At 34.0% G+C, this 19,359-nt stretch carries 10 protein-coding genes; 1 reads left to right on the top strand and 9 read right to left on the bottom strand.

Annotated features, from left to right (window positions below; translation table 11 throughout):
• Window positions 1-185: 185 nt before the first annotated feature.
• Window positions 186-950, bottom strand: a complete 765-nt coding sequence (locus PXD56_RS02770) for a WecB/TagA/CpsF family glycosyltransferase (protein ID WP_276491834.1) — start codon at window positions 948-950, stop codon at window positions 186-188.
• A gap of 383 nt (window positions 951-1,333) precedes the next feature.
• On the opposite strand from PXD56_RS02770, the gene PXD56_RS02765 reads away from it, so the two are divergent.
• Window positions 1,334-2,788, top strand: a complete 1,455-nt coding sequence (locus tag PXD56_RS02765; RefSeq protein ID WP_276491833.1) for a right-handed parallel beta-helix repeat-containing protein — start codon at window positions 1,334-1,336, stop codon at window positions 2,786-2,788.
• 38 nt (window positions 2,789-2,826) lie between these two features.
• On the opposite strand, the gene PXD56_RS02760 is transcribed toward PXD56_RS02765, so the two are convergent.
• From PXD56_RS02760 to PXD56_RS02725, 8 genes are all read right to left on the bottom strand, one after another.
• On the bottom strand, window positions 2,827-3,762 hold the full coding sequence (locus PXD56_RS02760; protein ID WP_276491832.1) for a nucleotide-diphospho-sugar transferase: 936 nt from the start codon (window positions 3,760-3,762) through the stop codon (window positions 2,827-2,829).
• Entirely contained in the window at window positions 3,759-4,646 is an 888-nt protein-coding gene (locus tag PXD56_RS02755; RefSeq protein WP_276491831.1) for a glycosyltransferase family 2 protein, read from the bottom strand. Before PXD56_RS02755 ends, PXD56_RS02760 begins: the two co-directional genes overlap by 4 nt.
• A gap of 19 nt (window positions 4,647-4,665) precedes the next feature.
• Window positions 4,666-6,033, bottom strand: a complete 1,368-nt coding sequence (locus PXD56_RS02750; protein WP_276491830.1) for a lipopolysaccharide biosynthesis protein — start codon at window positions 6,031-6,033, stop codon at window positions 4,666-4,668.
• Entirely contained in the window at window positions 6,033-7,295 is a 1,263-nt protein-coding gene (locus PXD56_RS02745; protein ID WP_276491829.1) for a hypothetical protein, read from the bottom strand. Before PXD56_RS02745 ends, PXD56_RS02750 begins: the two co-directional genes overlap by 1 nt.
• 40 nt (window positions 7,296-7,335) lie before the next feature.
• The gene (locus PXD56_RS02740; protein WP_276491828.1) at window positions 7,336-9,651 is read right to left on the bottom strand and encodes a GumC family protein; all 2,316 of its coding nucleotides are present in this window, start codon (window positions 9,649-9,651) and stop codon (window positions 7,336-7,338) included.
• Window positions 9,652-9,762: 111 nt separating this feature from the next.
• A complete protein-coding gene (locus PXD56_RS02735) occupies window positions 9,763-10,554 on the bottom strand; it encodes a polysaccharide biosynthesis/export family protein (protein WP_276491827.1) in 792 nt (263 codons plus the stop codon).
• Window positions 10,555-10,756: 202 nt separating this feature from the next.
• Window positions 10,757-11,449, bottom strand: a complete 693-nt coding sequence (locus tag PXD56_RS02730; RefSeq protein ID WP_276491826.1) for a 4'-phosphopantetheinyl transferase family protein — start codon at window positions 11,447-11,449, stop codon at window positions 10,757-10,759.
• Entirely contained in the window at window positions 11,450-18,829 is a 7,380-nt protein-coding gene (locus tag PXD56_RS02725; protein WP_276491825.1) for a non-ribosomal peptide synthetase/type I polyketide synthase, read from the bottom strand. It lies immediately after the preceding gene.
• Window positions 18,830-19,359: the final 530 nt, after the last annotated feature.

Below are 19,359 nucleotides of genomic sequence, written 5' to 3'. Positions count from 1 at the left end.
CTAACTTAAATAATACGTTATGTAAAGTCTTTTAGATTACCAACATACACTTTTCTTGATAACATTGTTTTTTAGTTAAAAAACTAAAAAATATTCAAGATTAATTGGTCGTATTAAATATAATGTAAGAATATTCTGCATAAAAGCCATCTTACTTAACTTAATAATGATAGCAATGAAGCATACTAGCTGACAGTAGCTTCCAAATTTTTATTAGAAGAAAACTTAGCCTTCACCAAATACTTGGTAAATACGGCACCATAGTAGATATATCTATTGGTCATGCGTTTAGGTTCTTTTAGAAGACGCCCTAGCCACTCTAGCCCTAAATCTTGCCAAATTTTATTAGGTCTTTCTACAGTACCTGCATAAAAATCAAAAACAGCACCTATAGAACATATAATTTTAGCATCGAGAAGATCCTTATTGGCATGGCTCCATTTCTCTTGTTTTGGAGCGGTCATGCCTACAAACAAGACATCTGGCTGAAAAGCATTTACCGCTTCTATCATTTTTGAATTGTCTTCTTCTGAGAACTCTGGCTTGTAAGGAGGAGAATAGCTGCCAAATTTTACATTAGGGTAATCTTTTTCTAAACGCTTACCAATCTTGATCAACGTTTCATTAGAAGCACCTAAATAAAAACAAGTGCCATGGATCTCATTTAACCTTTTTAACTGAAATTCATGAAAATCTGCTCCAGCAATTTTTTTAACAGAAACATTATTAAGCCATTTTGCCGCAGCTACAATACCTACCCCATCAGGTAAAATAACATCACTTTCTAATAAAGCATTTTTAAAAGCAGCATCTTCTTTAGATATACAATAAGAATATTGATTAATTGTACTTACCAACAACTTAGGCTTGTTAGGCAAATTTTCTAAGGAAGAATTGTAAATAGGATAACCAAGGCACAACACCTCTGAATCAACTGCTGTAGTAATCATAAATTTCAAAAAATCAATAGTTCTTCTTTTCCTTATTTAGAGCAATTTTTCTAATAGAAAGAGAATTACCGCGGGGGTTAATGTTTAGACAAAAATAATTATTTAACCTAAATTTAAAGATTACTTACGTTATTATGTGGAAAATTATAGCCAAAAGGCTAAAAAACATGATGCTAAAATATGATATTGTCAATACTTGATGTATTTTCTTACGAAATTATAAAAAAACATCATATTCAATTTATTTAAAAAAATAGGCTGTTAATCGAACTTCTAATATGCAGGACAACATTAAATAATAAATCTAGTTATCTAAAAAGAGTAGGCTTTTCTAACCCATCATGAACACCCAAATTCATGATTCATCGAAATAAATTAGAATTATGGCTAAATCTAGATTTCAACCTATGTACTTCAATACTTCTATACTTTTTTTGATGGTATTAGTACTCCCATTACTACAGTTGGGGTCTTGTTCATCTGACCACGATATTCTTAGTGAATCTATTATAAAAGATGCCTCTACAGAAGAATCTATTTTTATTCCTGTTCTTCAAATAACTAATTTTAGCATACAATCTATTGATAATATAGGTTTGACCTCAGATATTATAGGTGTTATCGATGAAGAAACAAATCTGATATATGTTGAAATTGATACAAATAACCTATCTACGCTTTCACTAAAACCTAACATTACCGTTGACTCAGCTACAACGGTTGTACCCGATACAGATACTCCACAAGATTTTAGTGAAGAAGTGACCTATACGGTAACAGCTGAAAATGGAGCCGAAGAAAACTATACCGTGGTACCAACAGTTACCGAACCTGAAATAGGAGAGCCTGAGATTGTAGAAACCCCATGTACGAATAATCGTCAAGAATCAGGCTCAATAGTAGTCACGGAAAACAACCAGCGAATAGAAAATTTGCATATAAAAACATCTAATCAACATGGTATTGAAGTTAACGGTTTTACCGGTGTTGTCATATCAAATTGTATCATTGAATACACAGGCGCCTATGTGGGTATTAAATTTGCCAAGGCAGATAATTTAACCATAGAAAATTGCGCTATAAAATATACAGATGCCCCTGCTAGTGGTCCTTTACCCGATGCTACCAGAAATTGCATTGAAGGATTTGATTCCGAAAATTTAATAATTACGCAGGTTAAAGTAGAAGATGGTTCTACGGGTATTCGATTAGATCAATGCGACGAATCTGTACTGACCTATATTGAAGGCCATAATATGAGAGGCCCTTTTCCAAGAGGGCAATTAGTACAATACGATAAGTGTATTGGAGGTTTACTAGAGAATTTTTCCGTAATCAATGACCGAGAAATTGCATGGACAGAAGACAATATTAGTATTTATAAAAGCGCCGGACAACAGATAAAAAAAGGCTTGATCGTTGGTAACAATAGCCCTAGGGGTGTTGGTGTAATGATTGAAGATCAAAATACCGAAGGTGCACGTGGCGGTATTGGCGCTCTTGTGGAAGATGTTGACTTTTTAGAGATGGGCAACGGTGTTGCGTCTTCAGTTGAAGGTTCTGGAAATGTAACTTTTAATAGATTACGTGCGAAGGAAATTATATGTGGCGAATTAGGTCAAGACAGAGGTCTGCCAGAATCTAATTCATTAATATTTGCAGCTTTTGAGACTTCTGGCGGCAATAAGATAACTGACTGCCTAGTTTATGACTCATGCAACCCTACAAATATTATTTGGCCAGAATATAGTTTTGAAGTTGTAGACTACAGGGATGATATCGATTTTGAACCGAGAGAACCTATTGTACTTGATTTTGGCTGTAGTTCAGATAATTAATACCTAATATTTATTAAAATGCAACTTGCCAGCTAAAATCATCCGCGAGTAGAATACCCTGGTATTCTTAAAAACCCTAGAATTTTTCTACGTAAGATTGTCTTTCTAAAAAAGCAATTAAAATATCTTCTATCTGCCTTAGTATCTCTAATTACAAAATTAGGGTGTACTAAAGGAAAATTTATTTCATGGGCTATATTATGTTGCCTGTCATCATTTGCACTAATGGTGTGTGTTGCATCTTCCCCAAATCCTAAATTTTGAATCATGTTTTGATGCGGTATAATCGAAAGGCCTGAATTGATCAGTTTTGTATAATCCCACTGATAATCCCACCAAGAGACCTCTTTAGCATTCATTGTTTTCTCAATTTTACTAAGTCGGTACTTCTTTTCAATGAAGTTAGAAAAATAGTTGTCAAAATATCCTTTCTTCTTTAATTCTGGATATGTTGACACCCCATAGTCATAATGTTTCCAAGCTCTACGCCAACTTGCCCAGCCCCACTCATGACTAAAATAAGAGAAGTAGTAAGAGTATTCTGAATCTGACACATAGCCGTTTTGAAAATTGGATCCACCAATATGCATTATCTGGCTATTGTCCCTATACTTTTCTAACAGCTCTGAACAAAATTTAAAAAAGCTTTCTGACGGCAAACAGTCATCTTCTAAGATAATCCCCTCCTCTTCATTCTCAAAGAACCAATCAATTGCAGTTTTTGGTCCTAAGCCACAGCCAATGTTTTCTTCTCTAAACAATGTTTTAACCTCGCAATCCCAATCTACTAAATCTATAATAGCTCTAGTTTCTTTACAGCGCACATCATCTTTACCGTTATTTCGCGGTCCGTCGGCAGCAACATAAAGTTTTTTAGGTTGCGCCTTTCGTATCATCTCAAAAACCTTTCTAGTTTGCTCAGGTCTATTAAAAATGATAAAAAGTACTGGTGCTTGTGGTGTAGTTGTTCTCATTTTAAATAGTCTTCATTTTTAAACAATTGCCAAATAATAGGGAACAAGGTTTTACCCCACAGCAATATAAACGCTTGTGGTAGGTGTAAAGGAAAATGCGTTTTAATAAATTGTAAATATTCTTTATATGATAACCCTGTAGGGCTATACAAATACGCTATTCTTTCTTTTAAATTACTCTTTTGAGGCAGCCAATTTACACCGTGATCATTTGTACAATACCCACAATATGAACTTGATATGTACGTATTTACACCTTTCTTCAACGCTTTTAGCGTATAGTCAAAATCTGCAATACCATGGGTATAGCTTTCTGTTAGAGAACCAATTTGCTTATAAACGCTATTGGGAACCAACATGATATTGGCATTACCCATTTCACATTTTTGAGGAAACTCATCATTAGGAACTAGCATTTTACTTTTAAATGTAAGTTTATTTAAAAGTTGATGTCCACCATAAGATATCTTCTTTGAATCAGGATCCAAAGTAGGTCCTACAATTATGCTGTTAGGTTCATTAGTTAATTTTAAATCACTGAATAATCTTGTTATTGTATCTTCAAATACAATAGTATCATCATTTAACAGTAAATAATAATCTGTATTGTTTTCGTTGTCATTGGCAAATTGCCAAGCTTTACGCATGCCACCCGCCCAGAAAAGATCTCCTGAACCTTGTATAATTTGAAGGTTCTCAAATTTTCCCTGTAAATACTCAGTTGTACCATCTGTACTACCATCATCTACCAGGAAAATCTTCAGTTCAAAAGCATCATCTAAAGTACATTTAGACAGTGCTTGCAAACAGCTATACGTTTTCTCCTTCCGATTATGACACGTAAGTAAAACAGTAATTAATTTCTTTTCATTAGTTGACATCATCTCTAATTTATTTCAACTGTTAAGCTGGTAACTTTCTATTTTTCCTCATTTCTACGTACACCTGATATGGAGCAACTAGTAACCCGTTGACATTGGTAACTACGATTGCCATACATATTCCAAAAATTCCGTAGCCCATTTCTACCGATAAAAAATAAGCTATGGGCACAAAAAATATGATTACAAAAATGGAAATATAGAACTGTAAATTCACTTTACCCATTCCGTTAAGAACACTGATAAATATTTCTGAAAAACAATTTGACAATACAATAAGAACAACACCTAATGAGGTAATAAATGGTATCGTTATAATATCACCGATCCATAAATTATAAATTGTAGGTGCTATCATTAAAACAATTAAACTACCTGCAGCAATAACACCCCAAATAAGTAATAACTTTTTAATCAATTTTTTGATCCAAGTGTAATCATTGTTTACTTGAGCGTTGGTAACAGAACTCCACACCGGACTAAGTATGATACCAAAAACTAAAGAAGCAACGCTAAATAGCTTAAAAGCAATATTAAACTCGGTAACCTTTTCTGGTGTAAAGTATTTACTAATGAGAAAGTTACTGGTTTGAAACTGCACCATATAAGCTATGTTCAAAAAGAAGAACTTTATGCCAAGAGAAAAGATAGACCCCAAAGTATCCATTGTAGGTTTTTCTATCTTTTGTATAAGATCTCGTCTTTGAACAATAAAGAAGTATGCTGTAAATAAAAATATAGAAAGCACATTACTGCCCATTACCACAAAGCCCAAGTTAAATAAAGAAGGCTCAGAAAATTCTCTTAAATACAATATACCTATTAACCCTAGCGCATTACCTACCAAAATTGTTCTCGCAATCATTGCCGGTTTTTGCAGCGCGTACTGTATAGGGTTATAAATCTGAAATATAAATTGTAAGCTGAAAAAGGATATTAATAGAAAAACCAACTGTTGCAGTTCTGTACGATACGAAACGTCAACCCCAAGAAATTCATCCCATTTAATCTGGTCCGTAAAAACAACGTTAAGTATAAAAATAACCGCTGAAATAAGTATTAATACAGCTGCCGTAGTATGCACTAACTTTCGTTGTTCTTTAATATCATCCAAAGCAACAGCTTCAGAGAATTTATTTCTCAGTCCGTTTCCAAATCCAATATCCAATAAGGTAAACCAGGTTAAAACAGAACTTAGTGTTAACCAAATACCATATCGTTCTGCATTTACAAAATTAATTACCAAAGGAACAAACAAGAAATTAATTGCCGTACCCAAACCTCTTAAAATCAACGAGGAAAAAACATTCTTAACCAACAGATTAGTCCTAGAATTTCCTTGGAAATAAGATTGAATCAATACCCTTATGGAATTAAACCTTTTTATCATTATAAATTATTAGGTTTTTGCAATTCTAAATATTTTGATCGGTAATTATAGGCTAAAGCTGAAAAATCTTGATTTTTAAATGTCGGTAAAAATATGAATATGACACATATAGGCAACATAAGAATTGGCTCTCCAAAGCTTAGTATTATCAATATCAATATAGCGTAGGCCACGTACTCCATTTTTCTTAAATAAACCTTGCATAGTTTGCCATATCGATAAAGCAAAACAAAAAGACCTACCGCTCCAAACTTCGTAATAAAATCCATTATACCATTAGATATATTGACATTATATTCATTGATATAAAACTCGTCGTACTGATTACTAACACCTAAAAAAAGTTTCCAATCAAATTGCTCATAAAGGAAAATAACACTGGCGAATCTATTTAATGGAATTTGCCTTTGTACATCTTCATAATAGCTAGATAATTGTTCCAACTCTTTTAAGTCTCTAATATCTTGATCATAAATTTCAACAATTTTCTCACCTAAAAAAGGCACGTTAGGTATAGCTATTGCAAAAACGATAGCGAAAACGATTATAGCCATTTTGCTTCCTTTATTCAATACTCTATATCTTAAGAAAAATAGGAGGAACACCCCTAAATATGCTGTAGTTGATACTGTCGTTAAAATTGCCAATGTAATTATGAATGCTTCTTTATTCAGCTTGAAATCATTTATCAGGAAATTGAATAATAATGCTAATGTCAAAAATGAACCAAAAGCACCAGGTTCCCAACAAAAGCCAGAGTTTCTATAATAGTGAATATCATCAAAGGTGAAAAAGATGAAATTAGTATATCTAAACGATTGATCATCTACAGTTATACTTTCAAAAGCAGTACCAATTGCCTTAACTATTGCACCATTCTGAACCAGTTGAAGCGAATAGAAAACAAGAGAAACTATGGCTAAGTGAGAGATAACCTTCACTAGATAGTAAAGCGCCTTTTCTTTTAATATAAGACAGAACAAATAGGATGTGAACACGAATTTAAAAAAATAGAAAACATCACTTGTAAAATAATCTGAAGGCAATTTGTTCAGTTTAAACCGGATTAATATGTATATAAAATATATACCGGCTGTTACTATAAAAAATTGAACGTCTCTTTTTTTAACTCTTTTTAAATGAAAAGCAATAAGAATCATAAATACCTCTAAACCAAACCACGCCACATTATAATCAACTAAAAAATTGGCTTTAGAAGAAAATAATAAGAATAGTAAAACTACAAGGTAGTATAAATTCATTCTGGTTTTTTACGTGTATTTAAATGTCTAAAAACTTGCTTTATTTGGTAGAAACATCATTCAAAACCACCATTGGGTTTTTGAACTTTTTATTAATTCTTACATCTTCTATAATACTTAAGTCTTCTAATTTAGAATGTTTGGCACGTACCATATAAAGACAACAATCTGTATATTTTGAAAGTGCAAGGGTATCTGCCAATTTACCTATTGGTGCAGAGTCAATTAAAATATAATCGAACTCTTGCCTTAGCTGAGCCATTAACTCTTCCATTTTCTTTGACCCAAATGATTCTAGTCCGTCAATCTGTTCTGACCCTAGACCAATAGCAAATAAGTTTGCATTGTCTTTCACCGGAACCAAAATATCATTTACGGTAATGGTATTAAAAGGCTGATTTAGGTAATTGGTTACACCAAACTCTTTCTTTGCTTCTCCCAATGTTTCAATTAATTCTGGATTGTGTTTATCTAATTCCAGAACCACCACCTTAGAACTTGATGATGCCAAAGCTACCCCCATATTAGATGAGAAGAATGTTTTACCTTCACCCTTAATGGCAGAGGTTACCAAAACGGTCTGTACCTTCTTTTTAGATAGAATAAAGTCTAAGTTCATTCTCATCATTCTAAAACCTTGAGCCAGGGCACTAACTTCCTCTCCTTTTTCAATTAAGTTTTTACCCGATTTATTATGGGCAATTTCACCTATGACAGGCACACTTGTTCTTTTTTCAACATCTTTCTTACCCTTAACCTTAGTGCTTAACAAGTCTCTTAAGTGAATAATACCTATTGGAATAGCAAGTGCTAATAACAAGGCTATTAACACAAATAGTTTTTTACTTGGAGAACCAGATTCATAATCGGTAATAGCTTTGTCAATTACCGTAAAATTATCTTGCTTTGCCCCTACCATTAATGCTGCCTCTTCTCGTTTTTGAAGTAGATATAAGAACAGATTTTCCTTAATACCTTGCTCTCTACTTATTTCAAGTAGTTGACGTTGCATTGATGGTATTCTTTGTTTTTTCTCTGCAAATTCATCTGATCGGTCCTTAATACTAGCTATAGTATTACGTAAGCTTCGCTTAGAGCTTGAAAGGCTACCTAGAATATTACGCTTTAATTGCGATAGTTGGTCTCTAATATCGACCATTCTAGGATTATTCTCAGGCACTGTTCTTTGCAAGCTTTTTCTATCTATCTGTAATTTATTATAACTATCAATTAAATAGGTAAGATTAGAACTTGAAACATTTAAAGAGTTAATTGTAGACTCATTATCGCCTCTCTTTAAATTACGTTCAATTGAATTCAATACTTTCAACTCAATTTCAGAATCAACCAATTTACGATCGTAATCAATTTCTTGTTCAGAGAATGTATTTGCATCTAATTCAACATTAGCGAGTTCGTTCTCTGTTTTAAATTGTGCAACGTTCATTTCTACTTCACTAAGCTCTGCAGAAAGAGTATTTAAACGATTATCAATAAATTTTACGTTTTCTAACGCTATGGCATTTTTTTCTAAAAATGCTTTTTGCCCGTACATTTCAACAAGACCATTGATAATATCTTCACCTTTCTCAGGATTAGATTCTTTCAACATAATATTAATAACCGAAGCATCTTTGTTTACAACATAAATATTTAATGCCTTTTTCACATAGTCATGTGCCAGTTCATCAATATCCCTAAATTCTACTTTAAACTGACTACCTTTTGAAATTGCCTTTTCATTTTCTATAAGATGAAATATTCCGTACGGTTTTTCAATTTTATAACCATAATTGTATTTGTTATAACCATGAGAAGAACTCGCTGTGCTTGGCACATCTACAGTATCTTCAAACTCCTCAGAAACACTAAAACTATTTTCACCTTCAAGTTTAATAGTTAAGGTAGTTTCATAAGCAAGTGGAAATAAGGTATCAACCACAATCTTAAATGGTAACTCAGAACCGTATAATTCAATTTCAGGAAAATCATCTGGCGTTGTAATTTTACTTTGCAATGACAAACTATCTAACACTGAACGCATTAAATGCACAGAAGTAAGTACCTCAATTTCATTACTAACCTTTTCAGAATTACTGAACGGGTTATTGTTCACCAGATTATTACCAGAAGCATCAATATTAGAGGTTTCGTTATTCAATAATATTTTGCTGGTTATATCATAAGAGGTATTCACAAATTGCAAAGCAAGAATTGCCAACGCTAAGAAACAAACCAAGAAAACCAAGAACAATTTCCATGATTTAAGGTATTTGTTAAATAGTGCTTTCAAGTCAAAATTCTCTCCATTCTCTTTAGAAGACATCTGTGAATCGAAATATTCCTTTTCAGTCATTACATTCAATTTTGTATGGTAATTAAGCTACAGTACCCATAACCAATATAGATTGGCTATAGGAACATAAGTTTTAAGTAAACTATTATTTATAGGGATATATTGTAACGTTTACTTAAAAGTGGAAATAGAGATTACCGCTAATGATAAAGAACCAAGTATTACTGAAAACCATTGGGCAGCGTTAGACGTATTCCTAACCTTTCTGTCATTTGGTTGTACATATACAATATCATTTGGTTTTAGATAATAATTAGGAGAGGTAAATAATTCGTCTGAAGTTAAATCTATTCTCTTGGTACTCTTAACACCATCTTCTTCACTGATCAACAAAACATTATTTCTCTGAGCGTAAATGGTCATATCACCAGCCATACCTAAAGCTTCTAGTAAAGTTACTTTCTCATTAGGAATGGTAAATACAGCAGGCTGATTTACTTCTCCTAATACCGAAACCTTAAAATTCATAAAACGGATATCCACAATTGGCTCCATTAATAATCTTTTTGAAACTAACTCTCCTCTAATATATTCTCTTAGTTCTTTTTTGGTCATACCAGAAACCTCAATTTTACCTAATACCGGAAAACGTATAAAACCATCTTGGTCAATTAAATAACCTGTAGGTTGAGCTCCACCCGCGTTATTGGCTAGGTTGAACATCTCTGTCACTTCTGCATTTAAACTGGTAATGTTTATGCTCAACAAATCGTTCTTCTGTAAAATTGGCTCTAATGGTTCAAAATAAGTGGCAAACGAATTGTTGCCTACCTCATTAAAATAAGAGGATTTTTTAGCACTACCACATGAGGTAATTTGTAGTGCAACTACCAGCAGCAAAGAAAGTTTAAGCAGATTAGCTCTTGTCTTTTTTAGGTTAATTTGGGAAAATTTAGCTTTCATAAAATAAATAATTTGTAGCTTATAGTTAACGTACATAGTGAACATCAAAATTAATTGAAACAGAAATCTATTATATATTAATTCCGATATCCTAGTTTATAAAATCGTCGTAATAAAGAAAAGCGGTATTTATAACCGCCCAAGTACGTAGATTAAATTGGGAAGAGAACACTTTAACGGCCACACAAGGCATACACCGCTATTAGCAAAAAGATTTAAAGTTATTACATGACCCAAAATCTGTAATCAATTCCGTATTAAGATTTGTTAACGTAATTACGCTATCGGATATTATATTTTGAGTAGCTACATTGCATATATACTTGGGGTTGAGAGATATTTCCTTCAAAAAATAACATTGATCACCAATTGCTGCCTGATGGTTATTTATTTCAAATGAATTCAAGGGTATATGCAAACCAGAACCATTTGCCTTAACAATTGCCTCTTTTTGAGTCCAAAATCTATAAAACTGCTTTAGAACATTTGACGAACCTATGATTGCTTCGTATTCTGACCGAGAGAATTGATCTTTAAAATCTTCAATAGTAATATCGTTGATTTTCTCAATATCAACACCAATTTCACCCACCGATGTAATTGCGCAAACAATTACATCATTGGAGTGTGAAATGTTGAATTGAATAGACGAATTTTCTAAAAAGGGCTTTTTGTCCTTTGATAAACTCATCTTGAGGTTATTTATATCTACTTGATACAAATTCTGTAATCCGTAAGCTAATAGCAACCTACCAAGTATAGTAGATTTTGCATCTTGCCAACGTTTATATTTAGAAAATTTGTTTACAAACTCCGTTGAGAAACGATGCTTTGCCTCAGCAAAAAAAGCATCGTTGCCTTCATCTGTTAAATAAGTAAACAATACATGTGTCATTTAAATTGATATATCAATCTTCAAATAACCACTTTCTTGACTAGCATCTGCTACATACCAAGCTGGCTGTCCTTTTTCATCTCTACCTAAACGCGCTCCTGGAACAGGTGGTGTATTCAGTTTTTCAAAAGACGATTGCGAACTAGCAACATGATTACCATTTAAACCCTCTTTAGAAAGTATACCTACAGCCACTAATTCATCTATTGAAGCCAACAAGGTTTTCATTAAGAAATCTACATCATCGCTAGTATATGCAGTGGTCAAGAAACATGGGAAACCGTCCCAAATATGAATACCTTTTTCACGCATGCTAACAAACAGTAATTCTGAATACGGAATGTCTTTTTTGAATTTCAACCTCCATAACGAACCAAAATAAGTAATTTCAATTGGGAGTCCGTCTTTTGTAAAAGTAGCATTCAAGCTTTTAGCCATACGTTCTGTCATAGCAGATACATTTGCCTGTAAACTTGGACCTTGCTCTTTCATATGAAGTAAAGCTGCCTTTGAAGAAGCCAATGCCAATGGATGACGTACAAAAGTACCTGCAAAATAAGTAACACCAACCTCAGGATACGAGTCATCTCCATATTGCCAAAATCCGCCATCAAGCGCATCCATATACTCTTTTTTACCTACTATGGCACCAATGGATACTCCGCCACCCATTACTTTACCATAGGTAGCTAAATCTGCTTTTACATCAAACAATGCCTGAGCTCCACCTGGGTGCATTCTAAAGCCGGTAATCACCTCATCGAAAATAAAAGGAATTTCTTCAGCAGTAGTTACCTCTCTTACATTCTTAATAAATTCTACGGGTTGAAATTCTGGTCTACGACTTTGAACAGGTTCAATAAGGACCCCAGCAATTTCATGTGCTCTATCTTTTATGATTTGTAAACTTTCTTCGGTACCATAATCAAGAATCAGCATATTCTGAACTGCTTCTGGCAAAATACCAGCTGCCGCCGGAAAAGTTTTCTTTTTCTGAGAACCTCTAACAATACCTTCATCATTAATACCATGGTAAGCACCGGTAAATGCAACAATAAGAGAACGCCCTGTTACAGTACGCGCAATACGCATAGCACCAAGTACTGCTTCTGAACCAGTATTACATAATGCCGCTCTATCATGACCCGTAAATTCACATAAAAGTTCACACACCTCACCTGCTAAAGGATGTTGAGGACCTACTTCATACCCAAGGTCAACTTGTTCGTGCATTGCCTTTTTTATGAAATCTGGCTGATATCCAAAGAAGCAAGAACCAAATCCGTTCAACGCGTCTATATATTCATTACCATCCACATCCCACAAGCGGTTACCTGAAGATTTACCAATTACAACAGGATAAACTAATTCTTTGGTCAATGGCTTAAAACCAGAAACTACTCTTGGATCAGCCATTTTAGCTCTATTGTCTTGAGCATAATTTTTACTACCAATAGTTTTGGAATTATACTTTTCAGTAAGTTCTTTTAAATATTGCGTTTGGACTTGATCTAATTCTGTTGATTTTTTTTCAATTCTAGGAGAAGCTCCAAATGGTTTTTTATGCTCAAGTTTTTCTTGTTCTGTACGAGCATCTAAACTTGAGGCTCCGTTCACCACTTTTGCTGGCACAGGCTTTGGAACAGCAACTGGCTGTGGAGCTGCAGCTGCAGTATTACCTTGTAACAACTGTAGTTGTCGACTCAATAAGTTAAGCTGCTCACCTATTAAGCCTATAGCCGTTTGGTTGGTAGCCGAAGTATTTGGAGTACCAGGAACAGCTTGTTGCACATAATTAACAGCGGCAACTGGCTGTGGAGCTGCTTCTGCAACTGGCTGTGGCGCCATTACATCTGAGGGTAAATTCTTATCTAAGTAATTTGCCAGAAGCTCTGGAGTATTAATATCTTCATTTAGTTGTCTAAATGTAATAGGAATTTTAAATTCCTTTTTACACGTAATCGCCATTTGAGTTAGAATTAAAGAATCTAATCCTAATTCTAAAAAGCTACTGTCTTTGTCGGTAATTTCAAGATCAATTCCGTATGAATTTGAAATTAGTTCAGAAATCTTATTTAAAATAGACACGTTTCTCATTGGTGCGGCACTTTTTGGTTTTTCTATTATTCTAGTTATGGGCTGATCGGCATTTAAATGGGTTCTTTCTTTTGCGATAGAAACCAAAGGGTCGATCCAGCATGGTTTACGGTCAAAAACATAGGTTGGTAATCTAAGTTTTTGTCTTTCTTGGTTGTTGTATAAGGCATTCCAATCTATGGTAAGACCAGTTAGCCATAATTGACCTAAAGCTGTTAATACCCCTTGATAAGCATTTTCATCTTTTTTAGGGACAGGTAAAGAAGCTAAAGATTTTATATGTTTTGCGCCTTTATTCTGGCGACTTAGAGTTGTAAGCGTATTACCAGGACCCACTTCTAACAATACCACATCTTCTAACTTCACTATGGTATCCATAGCATCTGAAAATAGTACGGTATCTCGCAAATGGTTTGTCCAGTAAACAGGATTTACGGCTTCTTCATTAGTAAGCCAAGTACCTGTAACGGTAGATATTATTGGTATTTGCGGAATATTTAAATTGATATTCTTTACCAGTTCACCAAATTCCTCTAAAATTGGGTTCATCATAGAAGAATGAAAAGCATGACTGGTTGCTATTAAACGGTACGGTAAACCTTGTGTTTTTAGAAGTTCACTAAATTTTGTAATCTCATCATCTTCACCAGATACTACACAAAGCTTTGCAGAATTTACCGCTGCAACTGATAGTGTTTCTGGAAGTATCTGCTCAAGCGATTCTTGATCTATTCTTACCGTAAGCATACTGCCTTTTGGAAGTCCGCTTACCAAAATACCTCGAATTGAAACCAATTTCAAGGCATCTTCTAAACTGAAAACCCCAGCTAAATGAGCACCTACGAATTCACCAAGACTATGTCCGCATAACACTGTTGGGTGTATTCCCCAGCTCATCCATAGTTGTGATAGTGCATATTCTATAGTAAATAATGCAGGTTGTGTATAACGGGTATCTTTCAACTTATTTTCTGCATCCTCAGAACTTGCATCCTGAAAAATAATTTCTCGTATATCTACCTTTATTGTATCTAACAATAAATCGGCACATATATCTACAGCTTCCCGAAAAGCGCTTTCCCCATCATATAGGTCTTTACCCATGTTTAAATATTGGGAACCTTGACCTGGAAGTAGAAATGCGATTTCACTCGGCACAATTTTCACAACTGAAGATTGTGTTGCCTTTATATCATTATCCAATAAAACATCAGTAGCTACTTTTGTATCATCGGCTAAAATAAATCTGCGATTATTGAAACTAGCTTTCGTGGTACTTAAAGTATATGCAACATCTGCCAAGTTTAATTCTGGCTTAGTATCCATATGTTTTTTAAGTGCAGTTTCGAATCCCGCTAAACTGGTATCTGTTTTTGCTGAAATTGGCAAGAGCTGCAATGGACGTTGAAATTTCGGAGTCTTTTGCTCCATTTCATACTCCTCAACTACCACATGCACGTTTGTTCCACCTACACCGAACGAACTTACACCTGCTCTTCTAACTCCCTCTACATCCCAATCAGCCAATGTATTATTGACATAAAACGGACTGTTTTCAAAGTCTATTTCAGGATTAGGTTTATCGAAACCTAAAGAAGGTGGTATAACTTTATGGTTAAATGCTAAAATGGTTTTTATCAATCCGGTTACACCTGCAGCCGCGGTCAAATGCCCCATATTACTTTTCACAGAACCAATTCCGCAGAAGTTTCGTTTCTCTTGTTCTCCAAAAGCAAGGTTTAATCCGTCTATCTCAATAGGATCACCCAAAGGAGTTGCCGTACCGTGTGTTTCAATATAACTAATGGTATCTGGTGAAATATTGGCATCATCAATAGCCGCTGCAATAGCGTTCGCTTGACCCTCTGCACTAGGTGCCGTAAAGCTACCTTTATGACCACCATCATTATTAATACCAACACCTTTTACAACGCCATAAATGATATCGCCATCTTTTTTGGCTTCATCTAAATCTTTCAATATAATAGCCCCTGCCCCATCGCTAAAAACGGTACCTTTTGCTTGAGCATCAAAAGGTCTACAATGACCATCTGTACTTAGCATAGACCCTTCTTGATACAAGTGACCACTGTTCATTGGTGCAGTAATACTAGATCCACCCGCAACAGCAATTTCACATTGTCCGTTACGTATAGCCTCTACTGCCTCGGCAATTGCCAATAACGATGTAGAACAAGCTGAATGCACACTTACCGCCGGACCTTTTAAATCTAACTGATATGCAGTTCTTGATGCTATATAATCTTTTTCATTTGCGGTATCCAACTGCAATTGACCTATAGTTTCAACAACTTCACTATTAGGCAATACATTCTTTTTATAATAGGTATTTGTACCTGTACCGGCATAAACACCTACTCGACCATTGTAATGCTCAGGTAAGTGCCCGGATTCTTCAAGTACTTCCCAAGCCAATTCCAAAAATAGACGTTGCTGGGGATCCATAGCTTCCGCAAATTTGGGAGTAAGTCCAAAAAAACGTGCGTCAAATGTTTTTGCTATCGGTACAATACCTCTTGCGGCAACATATAAAGAATCTTTTCGTGTTGCTTCAGGAATACTCTGGTCTAATTCTTCTGGTGTAAAAAATGAAATTGTTTCTTTTCCATTCTTTAAAACATCCCAAAACTCATCGATATTATTAGCTCCTGGAAATCTACCTGACATAGCAATAATTGCTACATCTTTAGATGAATTTGTATCTTTTTTCTTGTATTTAAATTCCAGTGGTGCCTTCTTCTTATTTCCATCAAGAAATAAAGAAAGGGATGCTATAGTCGTATATTGATATAACTTGGTTACAGGTATACGAATACCCGTGGTTTTCATCATGGCATTGGCAACTTTTTGCGCCATAAGTGATGTACCACCCATTTCAAAAAAGTTATCATCCAAACCAATACCCGAAATGCTTAATTCCTTTTCCCAAATAGCAGCAATATTTTTTTCTACTTTGGTACGTGGTTTTCTGAAAATTACATCTGAACTAGATCTTTCATAAGAAGGCTCAGGTAATTTACTTTTATCAATTTTATCATTGGCATTGGTAGGAAACTCATCTACCCACATAAAAAAAGCAGGCACCATAAATACAGGCAATTTCTCCTCAAGAGCTAATTTTAAAGTACCTACAGATGGTTTCTCTCCATTGGCCTGCAAATAAGCCACCAACCTAGTTTCACCATCCTTATTTGTATTCGCTAATACAACAGCCCTGTTTACACCTGAAATCTCATTTAAGGTAGATTCAATCTCGCCAAGTTCTACGCGGTGGCCCCTAATTTTTACTTGATGGTCTATTCTACCAACGAATTCAAAATTACCATCTGGTAACAACCGAACTAAATCTCCTGAACGATACATTTTCTCGTCCGCTAAAAAAGGATTTTCGGCAAACTTTTGTTTGCTAAGTTCTGGTCTGTCTAAATAACCACGTGCAAGACCGTAGCCAGAAACACATAATTCTCCAATTACACCTGTAGGCTGCAATTGATCTTGACCGTTTACAACAAAAGCAGATAATGTGGATATACAATTACCAATATTAGAAACATTGGTTCTTATATCCTCATCATCTATCATTTTAAAGGTTACAAAAACGGTAGTCTCTGTAATACCATATCCATTTACAAATTGTATCGCCGGAAACCGTTCGTGCCATTTCTTTAAATATTTAGGAAATAAAGACTCGCCACCAAAAATGACATATCTTAATTTTAAATCGACATTACCTTCTGGCAAGCTACCCATAATGTTCAAGAAAGAAGATGGTGTTTGACTTAAAACAGTAATTTTCTCTTTAATAACTAAGGACATAAATTCATAAGGATCCTTTATGACCGAACTAGAAGGAATAATTAATTTTCCACCGAACAGCAGCGCTCCATACATTTCCCAAACCGAGAAATCAAAACAGTAAGAATGGAACATCGTCCAAACATCAGTTTCATTGAAATCAAACAACTGATTGTCATGCATGAACAAACTAACAATATTTGTATGCTCTAACATTACCCCTTTGGGTTTACCCGTTGTACCAGAGGTGTAAATGATATAAATTAAATCGTTAGGACTTAAATCAACACTTGTGATTTCTTCAGTAGAATAATTGTCTATTGTAGAATTAAACTCTTCAATAGCGTTTGCATCAACCGTAAAATCGCAATTACTATCTTCTTTTATATATTCTTTTCGCTTATCAGGATAATTAGGATCAACAGGTACATATATAGCACCAGCCTTCATAATGCCGACCATACTGATAATAAGCCATTCGCTACGATCTAATATCAAGCAAGCCAAATTACCTTTAACAGCTCCTTTTTTCTTAATTAAATAATCTGCAAATTGGTTGGATAGTTTATGAAGTTCGCTATAAGTTAGACTTCTATCTTCATAAACTACAGCAATTCTATTCGGTGTCTTTTCTGCTTGTTCATTTAATAGATCAACAATAGTTTTTTCTCTAGGGTAATCTACATACGGTGAGTTGAAATCGTTTAAAATTCTAGATTGTTCCTTATCTAAAAGAACATTAACACTACCTATAGCTACAGATGGTTGTTCAATTAATCGCGGCACTAAAGTCTTAAAGTGCACCATGAACTGCTCTATTACATCTTTTTCAAAAACATTTTCATTAAAAACTACTTCTAATTTTATATGCTTATTAGAAAGGTCCAATAACACCTTTATATTTGACAAAGAATTAACCGTTCTTATAAATTCAATAGCATCTGTAACGTTATCTTCATTTGAAATAGACGCTTCATTTTTAGAAGAGTTTATGGAAACTACAAAATCTAAAAGTGCGTTTTCACCATTCTCATTTGCAAGGTTAAAATCTTCAACAAATTTATCCGTCGGATATGGATTTGCTTTGTTTAATTGAAGTATGCTTTTTGTTTGATTATTTAACGTATTAAAATCTACGGTAGAATCAACTGTATTTCTAAATAGGGATAACGTATTATCATCTATAGTTAAGCCAAACGAAATATCTAATTGGTTGGTGTATCGTTGTAACAGAACACTTAATGCAGAAACAAATAAAGACTCAAAGCTATTAGTGGCTGTGTATGCTTTTACATTACTAGTTACAGCAGCAGAAAAATAAGTACGCAACAAAGAACCTTGCCCAATATTTTCTTTTACGGTAAGCTTTCTACTTGGCAGGTCTAATAATTTTATATCATCTAATAAAATATTCTTCCAGTATGTTGCGGTAGCATCTTTTATTGTATTTCCTTTATTGGCTTTCATTATTAAATAATAATTAGGTACAGACTTGTGGGGTTGGTATTTACACATTTGTCAAAAAGACAAATTGACATTCTTGAAACGCTATATGGATAACTTAATAATCAAATAAAAATTTTAATTCGACATTGTTTCCTGAGTACATCTTAATCAAAATTACCGAACAAATAATGTAAATAAACAATAAAGTAAAATTACAGAATATTAAAAACAATTCACCTTTTAGCATTGACAACCAAACCTATTTTTACAAACATATAAAAATTTAATGTATTGATTTTCAATTATATACAATTCAATATTAATGTAATTATGACAGTTATTTTTTTTTGCTTGGCTAAAATTTCATCGAGAAAAAAATAACGTTCTTCGAAACTGAAATAAGAACAAACTATAAGAGCAGATATCTGAAGTTCATCAACATATTTCTTCGGCCATTGGCCGAAGAAATAATAGCGTTCATCAGAAAGTTTTTTAAAAAGTAACCGACTTATTATCTAATATTGTACGTCGATTACTTTTTATGCCTTAAA

The sequence above is a fragment of the Maribacter zhoushanensis genome (assembly GCF_029350975.1).
GTDB lineage: Bacteria > Bacteroidota > Bacteroidia > Flavobacteriales > Flavobacteriaceae > Maribacter > Maribacter zhoushanensis.
Note: the sequence above shows the minus strand (reverse complement) of the source record. Positions and strands in the feature narration are given on the sequence as shown.